The following is an 18,263-nucleotide window of genomic DNA, read 5'->3' as shown; positions in this document are numbered from 1 at the left end:
ACATCCAATGAAGAAAACCCGGTTCATACCTACGTCATACCTGGTGTATATAATGTTAGTCTGACAGTTCAGGATTCCTTTGGGCAAACCAGAACTGTAACAAAAAATGAATTTATTAACGTAACTCAGCCGATACCTCCACCAGTTGCGAAATTTATCAGTAATAGTACTCATGGATATGTCCCCTGCACGATCCGGTTTACAGATCAGTCTCAGGGAGAGATTACTCAATGGAACTGGTCGTTTGGTGACGGGAATGAAGCACACTCACAGGATATTATTCACATATACAACACAACCGGATCATTTTATGTCTCCCTGAAAGTGTCAGGTCCGGGTGGTGAGGATACGAATGTTGCGCCACAACCGGTTATTGTTGAGGAGATAATTCCAACTCCTGCTCCGGTTATTGTGAATGAATCTCCTGTTCCAACCGGTCAGCCTCAGCTGGAAGAGATTATAGAGAATAGAAATATTTCTCCACCAACTACCATCAATAATACAGCACCCACTTTGGTCACTCCAGAGATTACTCAGAAAAAACCTGTCCTTACAGAATCAGTTGCTAATATAAGTCTTCAGGGAACAGAACCAGATTATGAGGGCCCTGTAAAAGAACCATCACCTGTGAGGAGTGATACCATCTCACGTATTTCTCCCGAACTGGCACACCAAGAGATGGCAGATACACAAATACACGCAAAACCACGTACAATACCGGAAATTTTCGTCACCAATAAGTCCGGCCCGGCACCCTTGATGGTTCAGTTCAGTTCAACATGGTCAGAAGAGAACGGTACATATCTTTGGAATTTTGGTGATGGAACCACATCAAATGAATCAAAGGTGATTCATACGTTTGAGAAACCAGGGAACTACACCATCCATCTCACCCGTGTGTATGATGGGAATACCCAGGAGATTATCAACAACAATCTGATATGTGTAACAGAACCGGAATCCATCCCATTTGCATCATTCACTGCTGATCCGGTAACCGGACCGGTCCCACTTCATGTCATATTCCAAAGTGAATCAAACGGTACAATCTCTGAATGGAGCTGGGACTTTGGGGACTCGTCAACAGGGATCGGTGAGACGGTTACCCATACGTACACTAAGCCAGGAACCTATTCAGTCAGTCTGATGGTCCGCGGGCCTGATGGAACCTCTGTTGAGAGGAGAGAGGACCTCATTACCGTGGGAACATCACTCACCCCGCCGCAGGCACGATTCAGAACCGATAAAAGAACTGGTTATGCTCCTTTAACTGTTCAGTTTACTGATCAGTCCCTTGGGAAAGTTACAGACTGGACCTGGGACTTTGGAGACGGATCATCTGCAACTGAAAAGAACCCGGTTCATGTGTTTAATGAAACAGGGGTATTTTCTGTTTCACTGACCGTATCAGGCCCGAACGGAATTAATCAGGTCAGCAGAAAGGGATATATCGTAGTAACAAAACCACCAGAACCTCTGATTGCTGGATTTACATTAAAGCCCTCTGAAGGAATTGCTCCCTTATCAGTTCAATGTACAGATACGTCCTCCGGGACTGTAAACAGATATCTGTGGGATTTCGGTGACGGAGCTGTTTCAGAGTCCAGACATCCGTCTCACCGGTACACATCACCCGGTTCTTATATTATCAAATTGACGGTATATGGGCCCGCAGGAGTAAGTTCTGCTGATCAGATGGTAACAGTCGGTCCGGTTCTTACAAAGCCCTCCCGAATCAATACCTATCCATATTATTATAAATTTTCATCAAAAGAACTGAATCCGTCTGCCAATTTTGATTCTGAGATCTCAAATATAACAAAACCTTTTGCTGATTTTGTCATCAGCAAAAAGAGCGGCAGGGCACCTCTTTCCGTCATCTGTGAAGACCGGTCCACAGGAACAATAGAGTCATGGTCATGGGACTTTGGAGATGGCACTCATTCCATTGAGCAGAATCCGACTCATATCTATACAAAACCGGGAACATACACTATATCCCTGACAGTAAAAAGTTCGTATGGGGTATCAAACAAAAAATTACGTGATGCTATCAACGTTTTCTGATCAAATCCATTTTTTCCATTTGAAGATTCCGACCATGCATGTCATTACCAGGATCATAATCCCAAAGATAATAAGGGGTCCTGCAGGATGGTCAATACCGGGCAGATATGCAAAATTCATACCATAGACTCCGGTTATAAATGTCAACGGGATAAATATCACCGCAATGACCGTTAAAACGCGAACTATTTCATTTGTCCTGTTTGAGACTGAAGAGAGGTAGATCTCCATAATTCCTTCAGCCATTTCACGATGGATATCGAGATCTTCAGAAATTTTTATCACATGATCATGAACATCTCTTAAAAAAACCCTGATTGAATCGGTTAAAATATCAGAATCCGATCGCTCAAGGTGCATTATGACATCACGAAGAGACCATACCTGCCGTTTAAAATTAATAAGCATATGCCTAAATGACTGGATCTCCTGAATTATTTCCGGTGACGGATCATGGACGACCTCTTCTTCCAGTCTTTCTGCAATATCTTCAATCCTTTCAAGCCCATAAAAATAGGTATCAACGACCGAGTCGATAAGAGAATACATCAGATAATCGATTCCATGAGTTCTGAATTTTCCATTTGGGTGCAGTATTCTTGTTTTAATATTTTCAAACGGATGAGGTGTTTCTGATATTGATATGAGAAAACCTTTTTTTGTAATAATATTTATCTTCCGTGAATGCCATTCCTTCCCGGAAGTAAGGATAATATCAAGGGTTACAAAGAGGGTGTCGCCAAAATCTTCAAATTTTGCCCGTCCCTTGGTATTGAACACGTCTTCTGTTATTAATGAATGAAGTTCTGCATCAGAGAATATCTGATTGATTTTTTCACTATCCCGAAGTCCGGATATATGAATCCAGCAGATGCCGGGTTTTGATCGGATCGGTATGATATCAGCCGGGCTGATCTCCGGATAAACCTGTGTGTTTTCAGGTGTGTACACCAGGGCAGAGATCTGTGTTTGTTCAGGTTCATGTCTGCCTATGTAGATCGGGATTCCAGGTGGAAGTCCAGTCTTTATAGAGATATGTTCCTCATATGTCACACCCTGCATCTCCTGTAATCGAATAACAGAAAATTAAGATTAGGAGGTGTTATGCTTTTCCGGGAAGAGTTCTTCAAATGGCTTTTCATCTTCATGCCGGATTTTTATCCCACTAATCTTTCCTGTTTTTATTCCGATGTAATATATGAGCATAGGAACCGCTACAGCGGGAATTGATAGATATAATGACCCTCTCAGGTCTTCATTGAATGCAAGGATGACGAGTGCAAATATCTCCAGAATAACTCCTATCATCAGAGGTAACCATGGACTGAGCGGTGCAGGAGCTTTAATATCCTGTTTTGAATATCCTCTCTCATATACCCGTCTTCGAAAAACCACCTGTGAATAGCAGATAGATATCCAGCAGATTGCCCCCGTAAACGCTGATACCGACAGGAGCCAGAGATAAAGTTCTCCTTCTCCATTGGAAAACCACCACATGCTTAAAACAGCCCAGCACATGAGAAGAGTGAACAAAGTGGCATACATCGGGGTGCATTGTTTATTGAGCCGGGAGAATATTTTTGGAGCCATCCCTTCAAGTGAAAGGCCATACAGTGCTCTGACCGAACCATAAAATCCTGAGTTTGCACAGGAGAATGCTGCAGTAAGAACGATGAATGATAAAATTCCAGCAACCTCAGTAAATCCATACTTTGAGAGAGCAAGGGAAAATACACTGTCTGAGAGATCAGCTTCAGAATACGGGAGAATCATGACCAGTAACAGAATGGGTATAATGTCGACCCGAAGGATACGGTATACAACCTGGCGGCATGCCTTTGGAACTATTTTGTCTGGGTTCTGAGTCTCTGCAGCTGCAAGACCGACAATTTCAGAGCCCTGGAAATTGACAAGAATGAGAGCCAGATTACTAATGAGGATAAAAACCCCGGCTGGAAAGATATTCGAAAAGAGGTCACTATTGGGCGGGAAGAGCACACTAAACCCGACCGGCCCGCCATTTCCAACAAAGCCGAGAATGATAAGAGCCGCTACCAGGCAAAATACCCCGTTGTGGATGATTTTTATCAAAGAGAGGGTACTTTCAACAAATCCGAATCCTCCTACATGAATAATATTCAGGATGGTAATCATGGTCAGGAATATTATTGCCCAGGCAACAACGGGAAGCTGCGGGGCAAACACATGCATGATAATCCCCCCTGCAACCGCTTCGGAAGGGATATAGGCACACCAGTTAAACCAGTAACTCCATCCCGTTCCCACTGCCCATGTGGGTGAGATAAATTCTGCCGAATGGCTGATGAAATTTCCTTGTCTTGGAACATTTACCAGGAGCTCGGCAAAGGATTGCATGACAGTCCAGATGACCAGTCCTCCAATAGCATATAAAATAATAACGCTCGGTCCCATTTGAGCGATAAGATAACCAGAACCCAGATAATAGATTGAACCGATGATCCCACCGATGGCAATCAGACTGGCCATCCAGGGTCGGATTCCCCGTTGGAGCCGGAGCGTCTTAGCCCTTCCTGCCAATGGTACCGGATTATCCACCGGTGTATGTTCGCACATGCACTCGATGCTCTCATCACGAGGGGTCACTTAAGAAAGCCCCCTATTGAAAATAACGGAAAAGCAGCTTTTTTTATGTATTTTGCTCTTCATTTCACTCCTCGATTGAAAATACTCTAACAATTGTGCTTCAAAACTTCAGCATCTCAGTAAAAAATAATTTCTATTGCATTTTACGTATAAAAAAGGATTATTTTGTCATAATAGGGTAAAAATTAAGGACTTTTGAATTATTAATGAATAATATTTTTTTATTTTTTTATTATTATATGAAATAGAGAAACAACATCCTGTAAATTGATCCTCCCGTCGCCACTATAATCATACAACGATGCAGTATCTCCTGATGAGACTTTGTTCATATACATCACAACATCCTGAAGGTCTTCGCGGCAATTCTGGTTCAGATCCGTGTTTATGGACGATGCTTTCATGGTTTTTTGCGCTGAAAGGGGATGGTAATCGATATTATCATTCTGCAAAATATATGGTTCCTGACAAAATCCATCAGGATCAGGGGTGCATAGATCAGAAAATCCCTCTCCGGTCGGATCACCCCAGTAGTTCCCAGAGAAATATGACTGGTTTGTATTACCAGAACTGGTTACGTTCCATGTATTGATCGTGTTTTTATCCTGAATGAGGTAATTATTGTAATTTTTAAATGTATTTTCCGCAAAAAGATTATTATTTCCCTGAACCAGGAGAAGACCCAATTTTTGATTATCGATGAAGGTGTTTTTCCGGATGGTGCTTTGATCTGCTTTGAGAACAAGACCGGTGCCATCATTTTTTATAAAAGAGTTCTGAACAATCTGAACCGGACCGGATACGATAACAGATCCGGCAAAGGTATTGGATGAAAAAACATTCTCGGAAAGGTTGAGATGTTGGGTATCTGATAACAGACCGGCATATGTGCACTTTGAGAATTCTGATTTTGTTATGGTAATATTCTTACAACCGCTCAGGGTTATACCGGAAGGTAATCGTGTTTTTAATCCGGAAATGTCAGTCATAACAATATTTGAACAAACTCCATCTGTAGCGTTACGAAGATAGATCCCAGAGGGATTCTCCTGACCATAGAGATGGGATAATAGAAAATGTTCTGTATTGGTCAGATAATATCCACTTGCAAGGTTTCGCTCGGCATGAAGTCTGGTACAGGTGAGATTTTTTGTTTCAAATTCTGAACGTAATCCGACTCCATTTTCTATGAAGGTGACATCAGAAAGAGTGATATTCGTACTATGTACCAGAATAACCCCCGCACAATTTTTGGAAAGTACAAGATCAGACACCTGAATATCGGATGCATTTACAAGGATAACCATTGCAGGGTTTGTTCCCGGTCCGATAATTCTATCCTGTGCACCATTCAGATAAAGAAGGATCCGTGAGTCAATAGTATTGGTATAGGATATCTGATGATCATAAAAGCGGATATCTGATGCAGAGATATCAAAACCGATTTTGTTGTTTTTCAGTGAATTCCCTGATAATTGCATTCCTTCAGTATCTGATACTGACATCCCCATGATATTAGAGGTAATCTGATTCCCAATAATTTTTGGTTTTTTTGTTTTTAATAACTCAATGCCTGCCTCCTTGTTTTTATTGAGAATACAGTTCTGAATTTCTGGGAATGAAGATGCCTCGATGGTTATTCCATCTCCGGAATTCGCCGATATATCACAATCAGTAGTAAAAAAATTGTCAGATCCTGCTTCAATCTTTATCCCATAACCGGCGTTTGAAGAGATAGTGCTTTTGATGATGGATATATCCGGAGAACCGGTGATCATCACTCCTGCTGCATTTGTCTTTCCACTCTTTCCATTCCCGGATATCTGAGATTGTATGATGGTGATGTTTTTTGAACCGGAGATAAGAATGCCATTTCCGCCGGTACTATCATTTCTTGTATTCCAGGCAGAAAACCCGGTCATAAAAATATTTTCTGATGAGTCTATACAGAGTCCTGTTCGCATATTTGAGGTGAGTGATATTGTATCAAGATGGATTGCAGAGGCATTTTTTATAAAAAGGCCAGTCTCAAAATTTTTGATGGTGATATTTCGTATGGTAATATTTGCAATGGCGTGATCGGGATTATTGAGATTGATTCCTGATCCTATTGCACTGCCATTGAGAATATTTCCAAATCCTTCTAGGATGACATCTGAGTGAGTGATATGTATAGCCGAGCCGTTGACCATATATGAAGAGTTCAGAATGTATGTACCGGGTTTATCGATAATAAGAGGAAAAAAATACGTATCATTCCCGGAAAAGGGGTCAGAGAGATTCGGTGATGGTATTATCATAATTTCAGCTTCACTGTATGCCGGAATGCACACCATAAATAATAGGGCTAGAATGATGCATCGAATAAATAATATCGGACGTAAGGAACAATAAAAAAAATTCATATTATCAATATATTTTCATTCACATATATCTTTCATATTGTGGAGTTTCCCATTCGTACCATCTGGAAATAACTGTTAAATCCAAAGCCATGTAATTTTTATTATGGCTTTTATCAAATGGTCAGATTCTTTAAGTGTTCATGTTGCAGAAATTGATGAGCAGCATCAAAAATTAATTCACCTCATTAATACGCTTCATGATGCAATGCTTGAGAAAAAAGGAAAAGAAGTCCTTGCAGATATTCTTGATCAGCTTGCTGCCTACACGGTATATCATTTTTCAACAGAAGAAAAGTATATGGAACAGTGTAATTATTCCGGATTTCTTTTGCATAAAAAGGAACATGATAGTTTCGTTGATAAAGTTGATAGCTTAATAAAAGATTATCAGGCAAATAAACTTGGAATTACTATAGATCTGATGAACTTCCTACGTGACTGGGTTTCTCATCACATCCAGGTGACTGATAAAAAATATTCAGAAACATTCAATAAAAATGGAATTATTTAATCTTTTATATTCTTTTTTCTAGAGAGTTTCGTATCTACTTTATGCATGCAGGGGTAATCAGCTACAGATGAATGAGTTGCAGGACTGGTTTGCATATTCCTCGTTTCGCCCTGGTCAGAAAGAAATGCTGAATAAAGCTGCTGAGACTGCGAAACACGGGGGAGTCCTCCTCATTGATGCACCAACCGGGTCAGGAAAGTCATCAGTCGTGTCTGCATTGCTGGCCGAACGCAATAATCGCCAAATCATTGTGGCGGTCAGGACGATATCCCAGCTTGCAACATATATGCGGGAGCTTGAACTCATTCGAAAGAAACAACCTGATTTAAAATTCTCATATCTGGTTGGAAAAAGTTCGATGTGCCCGCTTGGTGGTTTTGGGGATCCCTATCGGAAATGCGAAGCCGTCAAAGGGTTTTCAACAGCGCTCATCCGCGAACGGGCTGATCGAGGATCCTTAGATCCCACAAAAGACAAGGTCATTGTTGAACAAATTCGTAAGAATGATCCTGACCATCCAATAATCTGCCCCTTTTTTATCAGGAGTAAAACCGCGATACTGAATGAAAAAGCAGGAGGTATGCGTCTTGCTCCATCAGATGCCTGCAAACGACTGGCAGCCCGGGTAATTGAACGATGTATCAGACCTGATATGCTTCGGGAAGCGTGCGACGGACTCTGCCCATATGAAGTGATGACTCAGGCCTCGATGCAGGCGGATGTTCTCATCTGTAATTATCATCACATAATGGATGAACAGATTCGAAACCAGCTCTATTTAAATCTGCAAAAGGAGCCTTCAGAAATTCTTCTTCTCATTGATGAAGCCCATAACTGCGGGGATGTGATGCAGGATATCATGTCGGTGACCCTTGATCATCGTGCTCTGGAACAGGCAGATTATGATATTACTTCCCTTAAGAGAGATGTCAGGGATCTTGAAGCAATACGGCGACTCATACCAGGAATAAAAAAATTCCTCGATGGACTCCGGCGGTCGACCGAGGCAGAGGACTGGTTTGATCCTCAGTTATTTAGCAGGATGATACTTCGTGAATCACTGTATGGTACGATGGAGGAGGTAGTTGATGATTTCATGGATCTTGCAGAAAGTATCAAGGAATCAAACAGTAAACGGGGTGATTACCGGACAACCGGGATCGAACGGCTGTCTGCCTTTTTATATCGGCTCCATAACTCAGGAACCAACCCGGCATACCTTACCCTGTTTCGAAAAGATAGTGAGAATATCTATCTTGAAGTCAGGAACATTGATCCATCCCCTGGCCTTTCAACCCTTGCACGGGAACATTTCTGCTCGGTTTATATTTCGGGAACCCTGACGCCACTTCGCAGTTACCAGCAGCTGTATTTCAGGGCTCTTCCCGTCGATTACCCGATCTCTTCTTTCTCTCTCCCCAATCATTTTCCGAAGGAAAACCGGTTGGTCCTGGTAACGTCTGATATTACTTCAGCCTTTTCCAAACGGCAATCGGATGATAATATAAAAAGAATGGTGTCATATATCAGGAATTTTTGTACCATTCCGGGAAATCTTGGTGTATGGTTTCCATCATATCAGATGCTTGAGTCGGTGACCAGAGAGGTTGAGATGCATCTTCATGACCGTGAAGTGTTTATTGAGCCACGGGATAGCAGCGAGGCAGGTTCACTCTTAACCAGATTTATGAGTCTGCCAGGAAAAGGAAAGAAAGGAATATTATTTGCCGTTTGTGGCGGAAAATTTTCTGAAGGGCTTGATTACCGTGGTGAGATGCTGACTGGGGCAATGGTTATCGGGCTTCCGCTTGCACCATGGAATCAGGTCAGGCAAATGATATTGCAGTATTACACTCGTCAGTACGGAGAAGAAGGCAGATTTATTGCATATACACTGCCAGCCCTCAACAAGGTATTGCAGGCCCTTGGACGGGTACTTCGGACTCCGGAGGATCGGGGTGTTCTGATTTTTGGAGATAACCGTTTTCTTGATCCATCTATACAGGAGCGCCTTCCATCATGGATGCAGGAAGAGATACATGAGGTTGATATCCGTTCATTCCCATCAGTAATGCAGGGATGGAAATAATGGAAGGGTCAAAACAGTTTGGTCTTTGGTTTGTATACATACGATGGAATACTGATAATATTGTCAATAGGATCCGGTTTGTCAGACAGAACGTGCCAGGCCCTGTCCCTCTTCCCCTCTCACAATATCTTGCAGGAAAAACAACTCACCTTTCTCCTTTGCGAAGCATTCATGAACAGGATACCACCATCTATGGTGATATTTATCGGGAGGTTCTCACAATTCCATATGGAGAGACGAGATCATATAAAGAGATTGCCGATGCGGTCGGGACCGGTGCACGGGTTGTTGGAATGGCCATGAAACGAAACCTTACCCCGATCCTGGTTCCCTGCCATCGTGTGGTTGCTTCAGGAGGATTGGGGGGATATACACCGGATATCTCAATCAAACAGGATCTTTTGGCCCTTGAGTCAAAGGTCAGGAAAAAAATGAATCATTCTGAAAAAATTCGAAATCCATAGTATGAAATCAGCCCTCATTTTAGTTGGCGGACGGGGCGTACGAGCTCATGGATATCCAAAGTATCTTTTCACATGCGGGAATCAGTCATTTCTGGAACGGCAAATAGAGGAACTACAATCATGCACCGATGAAATCCTTGTCGTATGCAGGGATGATGAACAGATTGAAGACCTTCCCTCATATCCGGTGCGTTATATTCATGATATCAGGAAGGGACAGGGGCCGGCTGGAGGGATTCATTCCGGGGCATGGTATGCATCCGGTGAATATATGTTTGTGACAGCCTGTGACATGCCCTTTCTCTCGTGTGTGGTCATCACCTTTTTGTTCAATGCAGCGGAGGGATTTGATGCAGCTGTTCCAGTGTGGGAGGATGGAAAGTATGAACCATTATGTGCGGTTTATCGCCGGGAGGCTGTCCGAACCTTTTATAAGTTATATCAAGAACGGCGCCTTTCAGTTCTGATTCAAAATCTTAATACCCGATATATTCCTGTTCAGGTTATCAAAGATATGGTCCCGAATCAGGATATTTTCTGTAATGTGAATGATTTGGAATCCCTTTCAAAAATTCATGAGAAAAAATGAATTATATCTGACTTATTCTTCCTGAAATCAGTGTTGCCAGTCGTTTTAGTTCATCAAGGGTGACTGGTGGGACAGAATAACTGGTAAGCTCAACAAGATATGCACCCTGTCTGAAGACTACACCCGTTTTCAGGACTGATTCAAATCCATACCCCTCATCACCGGCCGTAATTGCAACAAGAGTCTCTCCTGCATTTTTTGTCTTTGTCTGTGAATAATACGATACTGCATCCTGAGCACCCGGAAATTTATGAATCTCCTGGGTTATTTTTAAACCGGATGATGGCAGAATAAAAATTGACGAATATTTTACCGGGGTGTGTATCAGGTCACCAGTCTTCTGCCATCCCTGCCCGATATCTGACTCCTGAATAAATACCGATGGTAATAAACCTGATTTTACTTTTTGATCCTGAATAAGGGTACTTACATTTGAATATTCATTCACTGTGGAGTTATCGATAGGTATTTTCATTGCAATATCTGCAGCAATATTGTCACCCATGAAATCAAACTGGAAAGTTCCTGCCCTTCGGATAGCCGCTGTCTTATTCGTCAGGCTGTAGGTCTTTCCATATCCCTCCCGGATAATCTCCTGGTTTGTATTCATATCATATACCCGCATCTCAAACCACGCATCCTGCGATGGACGTGTTTTTGTGAATTTTATTGTCCCTTCCTTGTCTCCGGTTCTTTTGTACACTTCCTGCTCATCAGTAACCATTTTTGGATAAAATCCAAGTTCAATATAGAGGGGCGGAGTTACCAGATGGTAGGCATAGGCAGAGGCATTTTTTACAAAAGTCTGATTCAGAATTTCATATATTGTAACGAACTGCCGGTTATCAGTTGCTATTGGCCGGTTATACGGCAGGTATGATGTCTGAGTATCAGGTTTTAACTGATTGTAGTCTTTAGGAGTAACCTTTACAAACGTTTCATTCTCGGCAGGGGGCAATACAGTTTCAGGAGCAGAAGTATCGGAAGGTGAAGCTGATCCCTGTTCGGGAGCCGGACCTTGTGTTGCAATATGAGACTGGCCTGCTGACGTCCCTGTTTGATTATATGCTTTTACCAGATCCTTCATCTCTCCGTTTCCCTGTGATACCGGACCGTATGCTTGTGCTTCCTGTTGCCCGGTAGGAGGTGTGACCTCTACACATCCGGACAAACATATTATAACAAACAGAATGATGAGAATAAGAATGACCGGAAAGATCCTTATGATATTCATGATGTGATCATTAGACGGCTTAAATTATCTATCTTCACGTCGACAAGCTCACAGTCAGGTGTAAGAATGGATCACTTTCGTGAGCTTGATATCATATGAAATGAAATCTGGAAGCACATATGAAGTACCTGAACCTGAAAATGTGGGGACCATTTTACATACTTGGGGTACTTCTGATTCTTTATATCATGTGGACTGTGGAAGAAATACGCCCGCAGGGTCTGGCATTATTTATTACAACATTTTTTGTATTACTTCTGGTTGGCATGAATTTTTATATAATCTATAGTGAAATTAAAGCGCATGAACAGAAGGAGGATAAAAACAGGGAATTATCAGGACTTGAGCCTCTCCCTCGTAAGAAAGGGTTCTTAAAGAAAGGCTAATCTGGTCTATGGTGCTTTTTGAAAAATTTTAAGCATCGGTTTGTAGGGTCTGAACAGATGTTCAACATCCTTTGACATATATTCAGACATCCCCATTATATAATATCCATTATTTGCAAGACTTTTATGAACAAGTCTGACAAGATCTTTCTTCTGTTGTTCGTTAAAATAAATAGTTACATTTCTGCATGATACAACGTCAAACATCCGGGCAACCGGGACACCTTTCATGAGGTCGTGGGACTGAAACCGGACCATGTTCCGAATATGATCCTTAATCCTGAATTTTCCATCATCCATTTTCTCAAAATGTTTTGATATCTGACCTTCACTCAGGTTTTCAAGAGCGTTTTTTTCATAAATCCCGGCACGGGCACGCTTTAAGATCTCTTCATCAATATCGGTTGCAGTAATAACATTATTCAGGATGATTCCTGGTTTTGCCAAATCAAATAACAAAATAGCGTAGGTATAGGGTTCTTCTCCTGATGAACATCCGGCACTCCATATTTTTATTGATTTCTTCTCCGATATAATAGAGGGAAAAATTTCTCTTCCAACCAGATTAAATACATCAGGATCACGAAGAAATTTGGTAACATTAATTGTCAGGGCGTTTCGTAACTTTTCTTCTTCTTCAGGGTGCGTCTTCAGGTACTGATGATATTCAACAAAGTCTTTTGATCTTGTCGAGTTCATCCGGGAGAGAAGTCTGCGCTTAATATAATCCTGTTTATAACTTGTGAGCTGGATATTGAGCCTTTTCTGAACATCCAGAATGAGTTCGGGTAGGCCTTTCTCACTCACCTGTGGGACGTTGATCTGGGGAAAAATTGGGGTAACAATCTTTTTTTCCATACTTTTGTAATGAGGATTTGATGAGTTAACGCAGGCCCGCTATATTATTGAGAATCTCTTTCATATCAAGCCATATTACAAGGTCTGCTTCTTTCTCTTCTCCGTCGTGTTTCTCTATGAAATCATCGTGGGTGACCTTAATGATACCTTTTATCCTGGTCTTGATCCGCTCATTGATCTCCTCTCCGAGAGCGGTCACCTGTCGGGCACCTATTTCAGTAACACTGCGCACATTATCGACGATGATGCCAAGATGTTCGCCTTGAGCGGCATCAGGAGGAACAATAATTATTTTCTGTCCGAACCGGTCCTTTTTTACCCGTTCCCCCAAGAGGATTGCAAGATCTATAACATGGGTTACTTCACCTCTCAGGTTGATGATCCCAATGATATAGGGAGGTGTCTTTGGAAGAGGTGTGATCGGAAGCATTTCAACAACCTCCCTGACCATCCCGATATCCATCGCATACCTCCCTCCGGATAATTCAAATTCAACAATATCTATCTGTTGAGAGATATTATCAGATCCTTTCATTGCAGATCGTTCTTCCTGGAGATTATTTGTCACCGTTGTCAGTTCAGAGCTCAGGGCCTCTATCCGGGTTTTCAGGTTTGCAATAATCTCCTGGGCTTGTGTCTGATCCAAAAACCAGAAAAGCCCTGCATTTGGTGATTGTGGATCCGGCTGGGGTATTATCTGGTATGATTTCAGGCCGGTGGGGTATACAGAAGAGAGTATTATTGTTCTATTCTCTCTGGCCTGAACAGTATGAGATATCAAAACTGATGCATATTCCGGGAGGTTTTCTTCATGAATGCCACTCCATTCCTGAAAAGATGTATTCAATGCAGTAATTGCAGAATCTTTTATCATTATGCCGGGAATGGGGAACAGAGAGAATTGGATTGAAGGTAATGGATCGGTTTTTTTGTTCTCTTCTGACTGGGAAATGATATCCGTATCAGACCTACGTTCTATTATTTCCCGGTCTTTTTCGATTTCGAACTCCTCCGCAGCCCTAGTCGGAGGCTGAAGAATCAGAATATATTGGGGTGGTGTTATCGTCCGGTTCGAGATCAGAAGGCCTGAGTAACATTGCATTCCATAGGGTGATTCAATACACACTCTGTCAGGAAGAACCTCTATCTCTTCAGTCATCCCGGAATAATCAGTCACTGTAATTCCGATATCAGTCAGTTTCTGACCCTGAAGTTGATCTGACGAAACCCCGATTAACTCTGAAAGACCTTCATTTGCCAACATTATTCGTGAAGTCTCGTCAAACAACACCATGGGTGACGGGTTCAGATCAAGGAGTGTTTTTAGGAATGGCGCTGACACTTCAGGAGTTTTTTGTATATTTGTATGAGGTATCTGTTCCTCGTCGTCTTCGTCAGGGAAGAGTATTACTAATACGTGCGGTTCATCTCTGCCTGACAGAGGAATTACCTGGACCCATACCGGATATACTGTACCATCTCTGTGGTATATCGAGGTCTGAAAATCAGATTTTGTCCCTGATGAAATAACGGTATTTATTATCTCAATAATTTCTCCTGTAAACCCACTGCTTGCAATATCTCTGAGATATACATCTTGATGTTCTCTTCCAAGAAATTCATAAAAGGCACGGTTAATGAAACGAATGGTGTGATAACTGTCGACAATAGCAACAGGGATAAGAATTTCTGATAATCCTTCTTCAAGTATCTCCTTTGATACTATTTCCCGTCCTTTTGACTCCTCTGGAGAGGTATATGGAATGAGAAGATCAAGAGAGATAGCCTCATGATCAAAGGGAACGATCGGGGGTTTTATTGAGACTATAGAGTATGTATTTCCATCTGGTGCAGTAAATGGACGTTCATCTGGAACATATTTTGTTATTGGAGGGGACTGTCTGGTAATCTCACTGCGTTCAACAGAAAAAATAGTGCAAAAAGTATCGTTTGCATCCTGTACCTGCTGGTTAGGTCCCAGAAGAACCATGGGAATTGTATGATATTGAAAAATTTCGAGTGCCCTGTCAAACTCAGTATGAGCTGATATCAGATCGGAGAGGTAACTTTCATGCTCCCGTTTTATGCTCTCCTGTTCTTCTTTCAGCTCTGCAAGTTCTTTTGAAATATTTACAAGATTCTGTTTTGCTTGCAGAAGATTATCTGCATCCTGTTTTAATCTATTCAGGATTGGCACAAAAGCATCAGGAACATCCGGGAATTCCCCATTTGTATAGGTAAGAAGTTTTGTGATAATATCTGAATAATCCGCAGATGTCTCTTTTGTATCCGCCTGGTTCTTCTCTTCCTCGGTCACCATAAAAAGACCTCTTCTTCCGGAATGTTTCCAGTCATCAGTCTCCATCATCTCCCCCCTATTCTCCAGCTGTCAATAATTGATGCTGCCCGGGTAAATCCAGGCATTGCAGGATCATCTGGTGCCATGGTAATAAGTGGTATTCCTTTTTTTATTGATTGTGATACTTCTTTTCCCTCGGCTATGATAACAATTTCAGGAATTTCAGTTTGTATGCGTTTTTCCAGCTCATTTCGAATCTCCTGTAATGATCCTGGTTTATCTTCAGGTTTTAATCCAAACAGATGTTGAATTTTCTCCAGCAGTGTTTCTTTTTTTTCAGATGGATTATTCCATCTGTTCAGGATTGCCATACCAATGTGAATATTAATCCCAAGTATCTCTTTAATGTCACGAATAACCAGGGTAATATTATCATATCCGGCAATTGCAAAAATGTCTGATGAAAAAACCATCACCGAATAATCGGCAGCAATCATTCCATTCATAAGGAATTGTCCGAGAAATGGGGGGGTGTCAATAAGTATATGGTCATATCTGTTTTTTATCTGCTGTATCCCATTTTTCAGAATATGATACCTATTCGGGTTTTGATATAAAACTGCCTCTGCGCCGACGAGATCAAGATGGGAGGGGACTATATCAATACCTGAAATTGTTTTTATAATAAAATCAGACAGAGGAGGAGAAGACTGAGGTGATGTAGACTGCTGAATGTAATAGTGATATATATGCTTTTGAAGGGATTCAGGGTATACCCCCAGACCAAGTGTTGCATTCGCCTGGGGATCCGTATCAATGATGAGTACCCTTCTTCCCAGGTTTTTGAGAATTCCTGCTATCTGTAGGCAGGATGTAGTTTTTCCTGTTCCACCTTTATGGTGGATAAATGCTGTGGCGGTAATATGATTCCCCTTTCGTAAATAGAATAATCAGGATATTTCTATAAATAAATGACGGTTTATGAGGTATTACTTCATGGTTCATTGATCAGTCACGTATGAATGGCAGAGTCAAACTCCTTTTTCTGTATGTACACTAATAATATTATGAGAGGGAGAGTGCGGCCGACGGTAACGTGGAAACGTAGCTGAGGAAAGTCCCCCCACCAACCGGGTACGCAGCCCTGCTTTGCAGGGGTGGTGAGAATCACGGCTATGGACCAGAAACGATACGGTATGTCCTGAGTGATGATGCATATCTGCTGAACTGCGACGGGCATCTCCGATGAAACGGCGAATCCCTGCGGGTGCAAACCGAAACAGGGCATATAGATAACCCGGTATCTGCCCGGGTTCGGTGCTGAGCTGAATGCCGCAATGAACAGAAGGGGGCTTACTCCTCCCACTCATTTATCGTAAAGTTCAGGTAGCTGTCATGCATTATTGCTATGTATGCAATCTGACTCCTCATGGACCGGGCACCGGTTTTTACAGGAAACACTTTTCAGAGATTCAGAGCAGTCTGTGGCACAACCGAAAACCCGTATTTGTGGTATCTGTGAACCAAACCAGACGATCATTCCATTACCTGCTCCTGCGGATATCCCGCTTGATCCGGTAATCCTGTGGGATGCTCTGGATAACCGCCAGACCATTCGTTCATATTCTCCAGATGAAATGCATAAATGGGAATTGTCTATTCTTCTCCATTATACCCAGGGTGTCAGAGAAAAGAAAAATGGTTCGCATTTCAGGACAGTTCCATCTGCCGGAGCATTACATCCGTTTGAAACTCGGATTGTAGTGAACCGGGTGGATGGTCTTTTCCCTGGTATCTACCGGTATCTTCCCCTTGATCATGCCCTGGTCAGAGAGGAATGTCATTCCGGCGATCATGAATCGGTAGCGAAAACATGTAAAAATACTGCTCTGGTATCATCATCTGCAGTTTCTTTTATCTGGACTGCCGTTCCTGAACGGATGATCTGGAAGTTCGGACCGCGGGGGTGGAGATATCTGTTTCTTGAGGCAGGTCACATCTGTCAGAATCTGTATGTAGTGTGCGCAGGTCTTTCTCTTGGTGTTTGTGCAATAGGTTCGTATAATGATGATGATATAAACTGTATTCTGGGAATAGATGGCGAATCAGAATTTTGTATCTATATGGCATCCGTCGGAAGAAAAAAAGAGTAATTATTCCCCATGAGGTCGAATTGCAATCCCTTTTTGGATTAAATACTTTTTTACATCTGCAACTGTCATCTCTCCATAGTGAAAGACACTGGCTGCAAGTGCTGCATCTGCTTTTCCATATACAAACCCTTCATAAAAATGCTCCATGGTTCCGACACCACCTGATGCGATGACAGGAATTCCGACAGAATCAGATATTGCTTTCGTAATTGGTATATCAAACCCTTCCTTCGTTCCGTCGGTTTCCATTGAAGTCAGTAATATCTCACCTGCGCCCCGGCTTTCCGCTTCTTTCGCCCATGTAATTGCATCTATTCCGGTCGGTTGTGATCCTCCGTGTGTAACAACCTCATACCAGCACAAACTCCCATCAGGAAGTGTAATGCTTGTCTTTCCTGCATCAGGAGAGGTTCTTCGTTTCACATCGATTGCAACTACAACGCATTGTGTCCCAAAAGCCTTCGAGGCCTCTGATATCAGTGCAGGATTCTGAACAGCACTCGTATTCATTGACACCTTATCCGCCCCGGCTCTCAGCGTTTTTTGGACATCCTCAAGGGTTCTTATCCCTCCTCCAACAGTC

General features: G+C 42.2%; 15 protein-coding genes and 1 other RNA gene. 8 read left to right on the top strand and 8 right to left on the bottom strand.

Features of this window, described 5'->3' with window-relative positions:
• The coding region (locus PLA23_RS02660; RefSeq protein ID WP_324473900.1) for a PKD domain-containing protein at positions 1 to 2,067 on the top strand (2,067 nt) is incomplete at its 5' end.
• Here PLA23_RS02660 and corA read toward each other — a convergent pair.
• From corA to PLA23_RS02645, 3 genes are all read right to left on the bottom strand, one after another.
• Positions 2,068 to 3,129 (bottom strand): magnesium/cobalt transporter CorA, encoded by a 1,062-nt coding sequence (corA, locus tag PLA23_RS02655; protein WP_324473898.1) that lies wholly within the window; start codon positions 3,127 to 3,129, stop codon positions 2,068 to 2,070. It abuts the gene before it with no gap.
• A gap of 30 nt (positions 3,130 to 3,159) precedes the next feature.
• Positions 3,160 to 4,662: an amino acid permease gene (locus PLA23_RS02650; protein WP_324473897.1), complete on the bottom strand. Its 1,503-nt coding sequence runs from the start codon at positions 4,660 to 4,662 to the stop codon at positions 3,160 to 3,162.
• Between the two features lie 251 nt (positions 4,663 to 4,913).
• Positions 4,914 to 6,992, bottom strand: a complete 2,079-nt coding sequence (locus tag PLA23_RS02645; RefSeq protein WP_324473895.1) for a NosD domain-containing protein — start codon at positions 6,990 to 6,992, stop codon at positions 4,914 to 4,916.
• Positions 6,993 to 7,200: 208 nt separating this feature from the next.
• On the opposite strand from PLA23_RS02645, the gene PLA23_RS02640 reads away from it, so the two are divergent.
• The 4 genes from PLA23_RS02640 (at position 7,201) to PLA23_RS02625 (ending at position 10,750) form a co-directional block, all read left to right on the top strand.
• A complete protein-coding gene (locus tag PLA23_RS02640) occupies positions 7,201 to 7,608 on the top strand; it encodes a bacteriohemerythrin (RefSeq protein ID WP_324473893.1) in 408 nt (135 codons plus the stop codon).
• A gap of 67 nt (positions 7,609 to 7,675) precedes the next feature.
• Entirely contained in the window at positions 7,676 to 9,697 is a 2,022-nt protein-coding gene (locus tag PLA23_RS02635; protein ID WP_324473891.1) for an ATP-dependent DNA helicase, read from the top strand.
• Complete coding sequence (locus tag PLA23_RS02630; RefSeq protein ID WP_324329752.1) at positions 9,697 to 10,161, top strand: methylated-DNA--[protein]-cysteine S-methyltransferase; 465 nt, start codon at positions 9,697 to 9,699, stop codon at positions 10,159 to 10,161. Before PLA23_RS02635 ends, PLA23_RS02630 begins: the two co-directional genes overlap by 1 nt.
• 1 nt (position 10,162) lies before the next feature.
• The gene (locus PLA23_RS02625) at positions 10,163 to 10,750 is read left to right on the top strand and encodes a molybdenum cofactor guanylyltransferase (RefSeq protein WP_324473889.1); all 588 of its coding nucleotides are present in this window, start codon (positions 10,163 to 10,165) and stop codon (positions 10,748 to 10,750) included.
• 1 nt (position 10,751) lies between these two features.
• On the opposite strand, the gene PLA23_RS02620 is transcribed toward PLA23_RS02625, so the two are convergent.
• Positions 10,752 to 11,984: a hypothetical protein gene (locus PLA23_RS02620; protein ID WP_324329748.1), complete on the bottom strand. Its 1,233-nt coding sequence runs from the start codon at positions 11,982 to 11,984 to the stop codon at positions 10,752 to 10,754.
• Positions 11,985 to 12,103: 119 nt separating this feature from the next.
• Here PLA23_RS02620 and PLA23_RS02615 point away from each other — a divergent pair, with 119 nt between their 5' ends.
• A complete protein-coding gene (locus PLA23_RS02615; RefSeq protein ID WP_324473886.1) occupies positions 12,104 to 12,370 on the top strand; it encodes a hypothetical protein in 267 nt (88 codons plus the stop codon).
• A gap of 6 nt (positions 12,371 to 12,376) precedes the next feature.
• Here PLA23_RS02615 and PLA23_RS02610 read toward each other — a convergent pair whose 3' ends face one another.
• From PLA23_RS02610 to PLA23_RS02600, 3 genes are all read right to left on the bottom strand, one after another.
• Entirely contained in the window at positions 12,377 to 13,177 is an 801-nt protein-coding gene (locus PLA23_RS02610; RefSeq protein WP_324473884.1) for a CheR family methyltransferase, read from the bottom strand.
• 76 nt (positions 13,178 to 13,253) lie between these two features.
• Positions 13,254 to 15,596: a chemotaxis protein CheW gene (locus tag PLA23_RS02605; protein ID WP_324329742.1), complete on the bottom strand. Its 2,343-nt coding sequence runs from the start codon at positions 15,594 to 15,596 to the stop codon at positions 13,254 to 13,256.
• Positions 15,593 to 16,432: a ParA family protein gene (locus PLA23_RS02600; RefSeq protein WP_324329756.1), complete on the bottom strand. Its 840-nt coding sequence runs from the start codon at positions 16,430 to 16,432 to the stop codon at positions 15,593 to 15,595. The genes PLA23_RS02605 and PLA23_RS02600 overlap by 4 nt, the downstream gene beginning before the upstream one ends.
• Before the next feature lie 164 nt (positions 16,433 to 16,596).
• Here PLA23_RS02600 and rnpB point away from each other — a divergent pair.
• Both rnpB and PLA23_RS02590 read left to right on the top strand, forming a co-directional pair.
• An RNA gene (gene rnpB / locus PLA23_RS02595) (RNase P RNA component) lies at positions 16,597 to 16,895 on the top strand.
• Positions 16,896 to 17,011: 116 nt separating this feature from the next.
• Complete coding sequence (locus tag PLA23_RS02590) at positions 17,012 to 17,680, top strand: SagB/ThcOx family dehydrogenase (RefSeq protein WP_324473883.1); 669 nt, start codon at positions 17,012 to 17,014, stop codon at positions 17,678 to 17,680.
• On the opposite strand, the gene hisF is transcribed toward PLA23_RS02590, so the two are convergent.
• Positions 17,681 to 18,263 (bottom strand): imidazole glycerol phosphate synthase subunit HisF (gene hisF / locus PLA23_RS02585; RefSeq protein ID WP_324473881.1); only part of this gene is annotated, 583 nt, incomplete at its 5' end.

This window comes from Methanospirillum sp. (assembly GCF_035406105.1).
In the GTDB taxonomy this organism is placed as follows: Archaea; Halobacteriota; Methanomicrobia; order Methanomicrobiales; family Methanospirillaceae; genus Methanospirillum.
The sequence above is the reverse complement of the archived record's forward strand: the minus strand, read 5'-3'. Positions and strand labels throughout refer to the sequence as shown.

Bases quoted from the DNA above. Each gene is read 5' to 3' on its own strand.
- corA (WP_324473898.1), bottom strand. From the start codon at position 3,129: ATGCAGGGTGTGACATATGAGGAACATATCTCTATAAAGACTGGACTT.
- PLA23_RS02650 (WP_324473897.1), bottom strand. From the start codon at position 4,662: ATGTGCGAACATACACCGGTGGATAATCCGGTACCATTGGCAGGAAGG.
- PLA23_RS02645 (WP_324473895.1), bottom strand. From the start codon at position 6,992: ATGATAATACCATCACCGAATCTCTCTGACCCCTTTTCCGGGAATGAT.
- PLA23_RS02640 (WP_324473893.1), top strand. From the start codon at position 7,201: ATGGCTTTTATCAAATGGTCAGATTCTTTAAGTGTTCATGTTGCAGAA.
- PLA23_RS02635 (WP_324473891.1), top strand. From the start codon at position 7,676: ATGAATGAGTTGCAGGACTGGTTTGCATATTCCTCGTTTCGCCCTGGT.
- PLA23_RS02630 (WP_324329752.1), top strand. From the start codon at position 9,697: ATGGAAGGGTCAAAACAGTTTGGTCTTTGGTTTGTATACATACGATGG.
- PLA23_RS02625 (WP_324473889.1), top strand. From the start codon at position 10,163: ATGAAATCAGCCCTCATTTTAGTTGGCGGACGGGGCGTACGAGCTCAT.
- PLA23_RS02620 (WP_324329748.1), bottom strand. From the start codon at position 11,984: ATGAATATCATAAGGATCTTTCCGGTCATTCTTATTCTCATCATTCTG.
- PLA23_RS02615 (WP_324473886.1), top strand. From the start codon at position 12,104: ATGAAGTACCTGAACCTGAAAATGTGGGGACCATTTTACATACTTGGG.
- PLA23_RS02605 (WP_324329742.1), bottom strand. From the start codon at position 15,596: ATGATGGAGACTGATGACTGGAAACATTCCGGAAGAAGAGGTCTTTTT.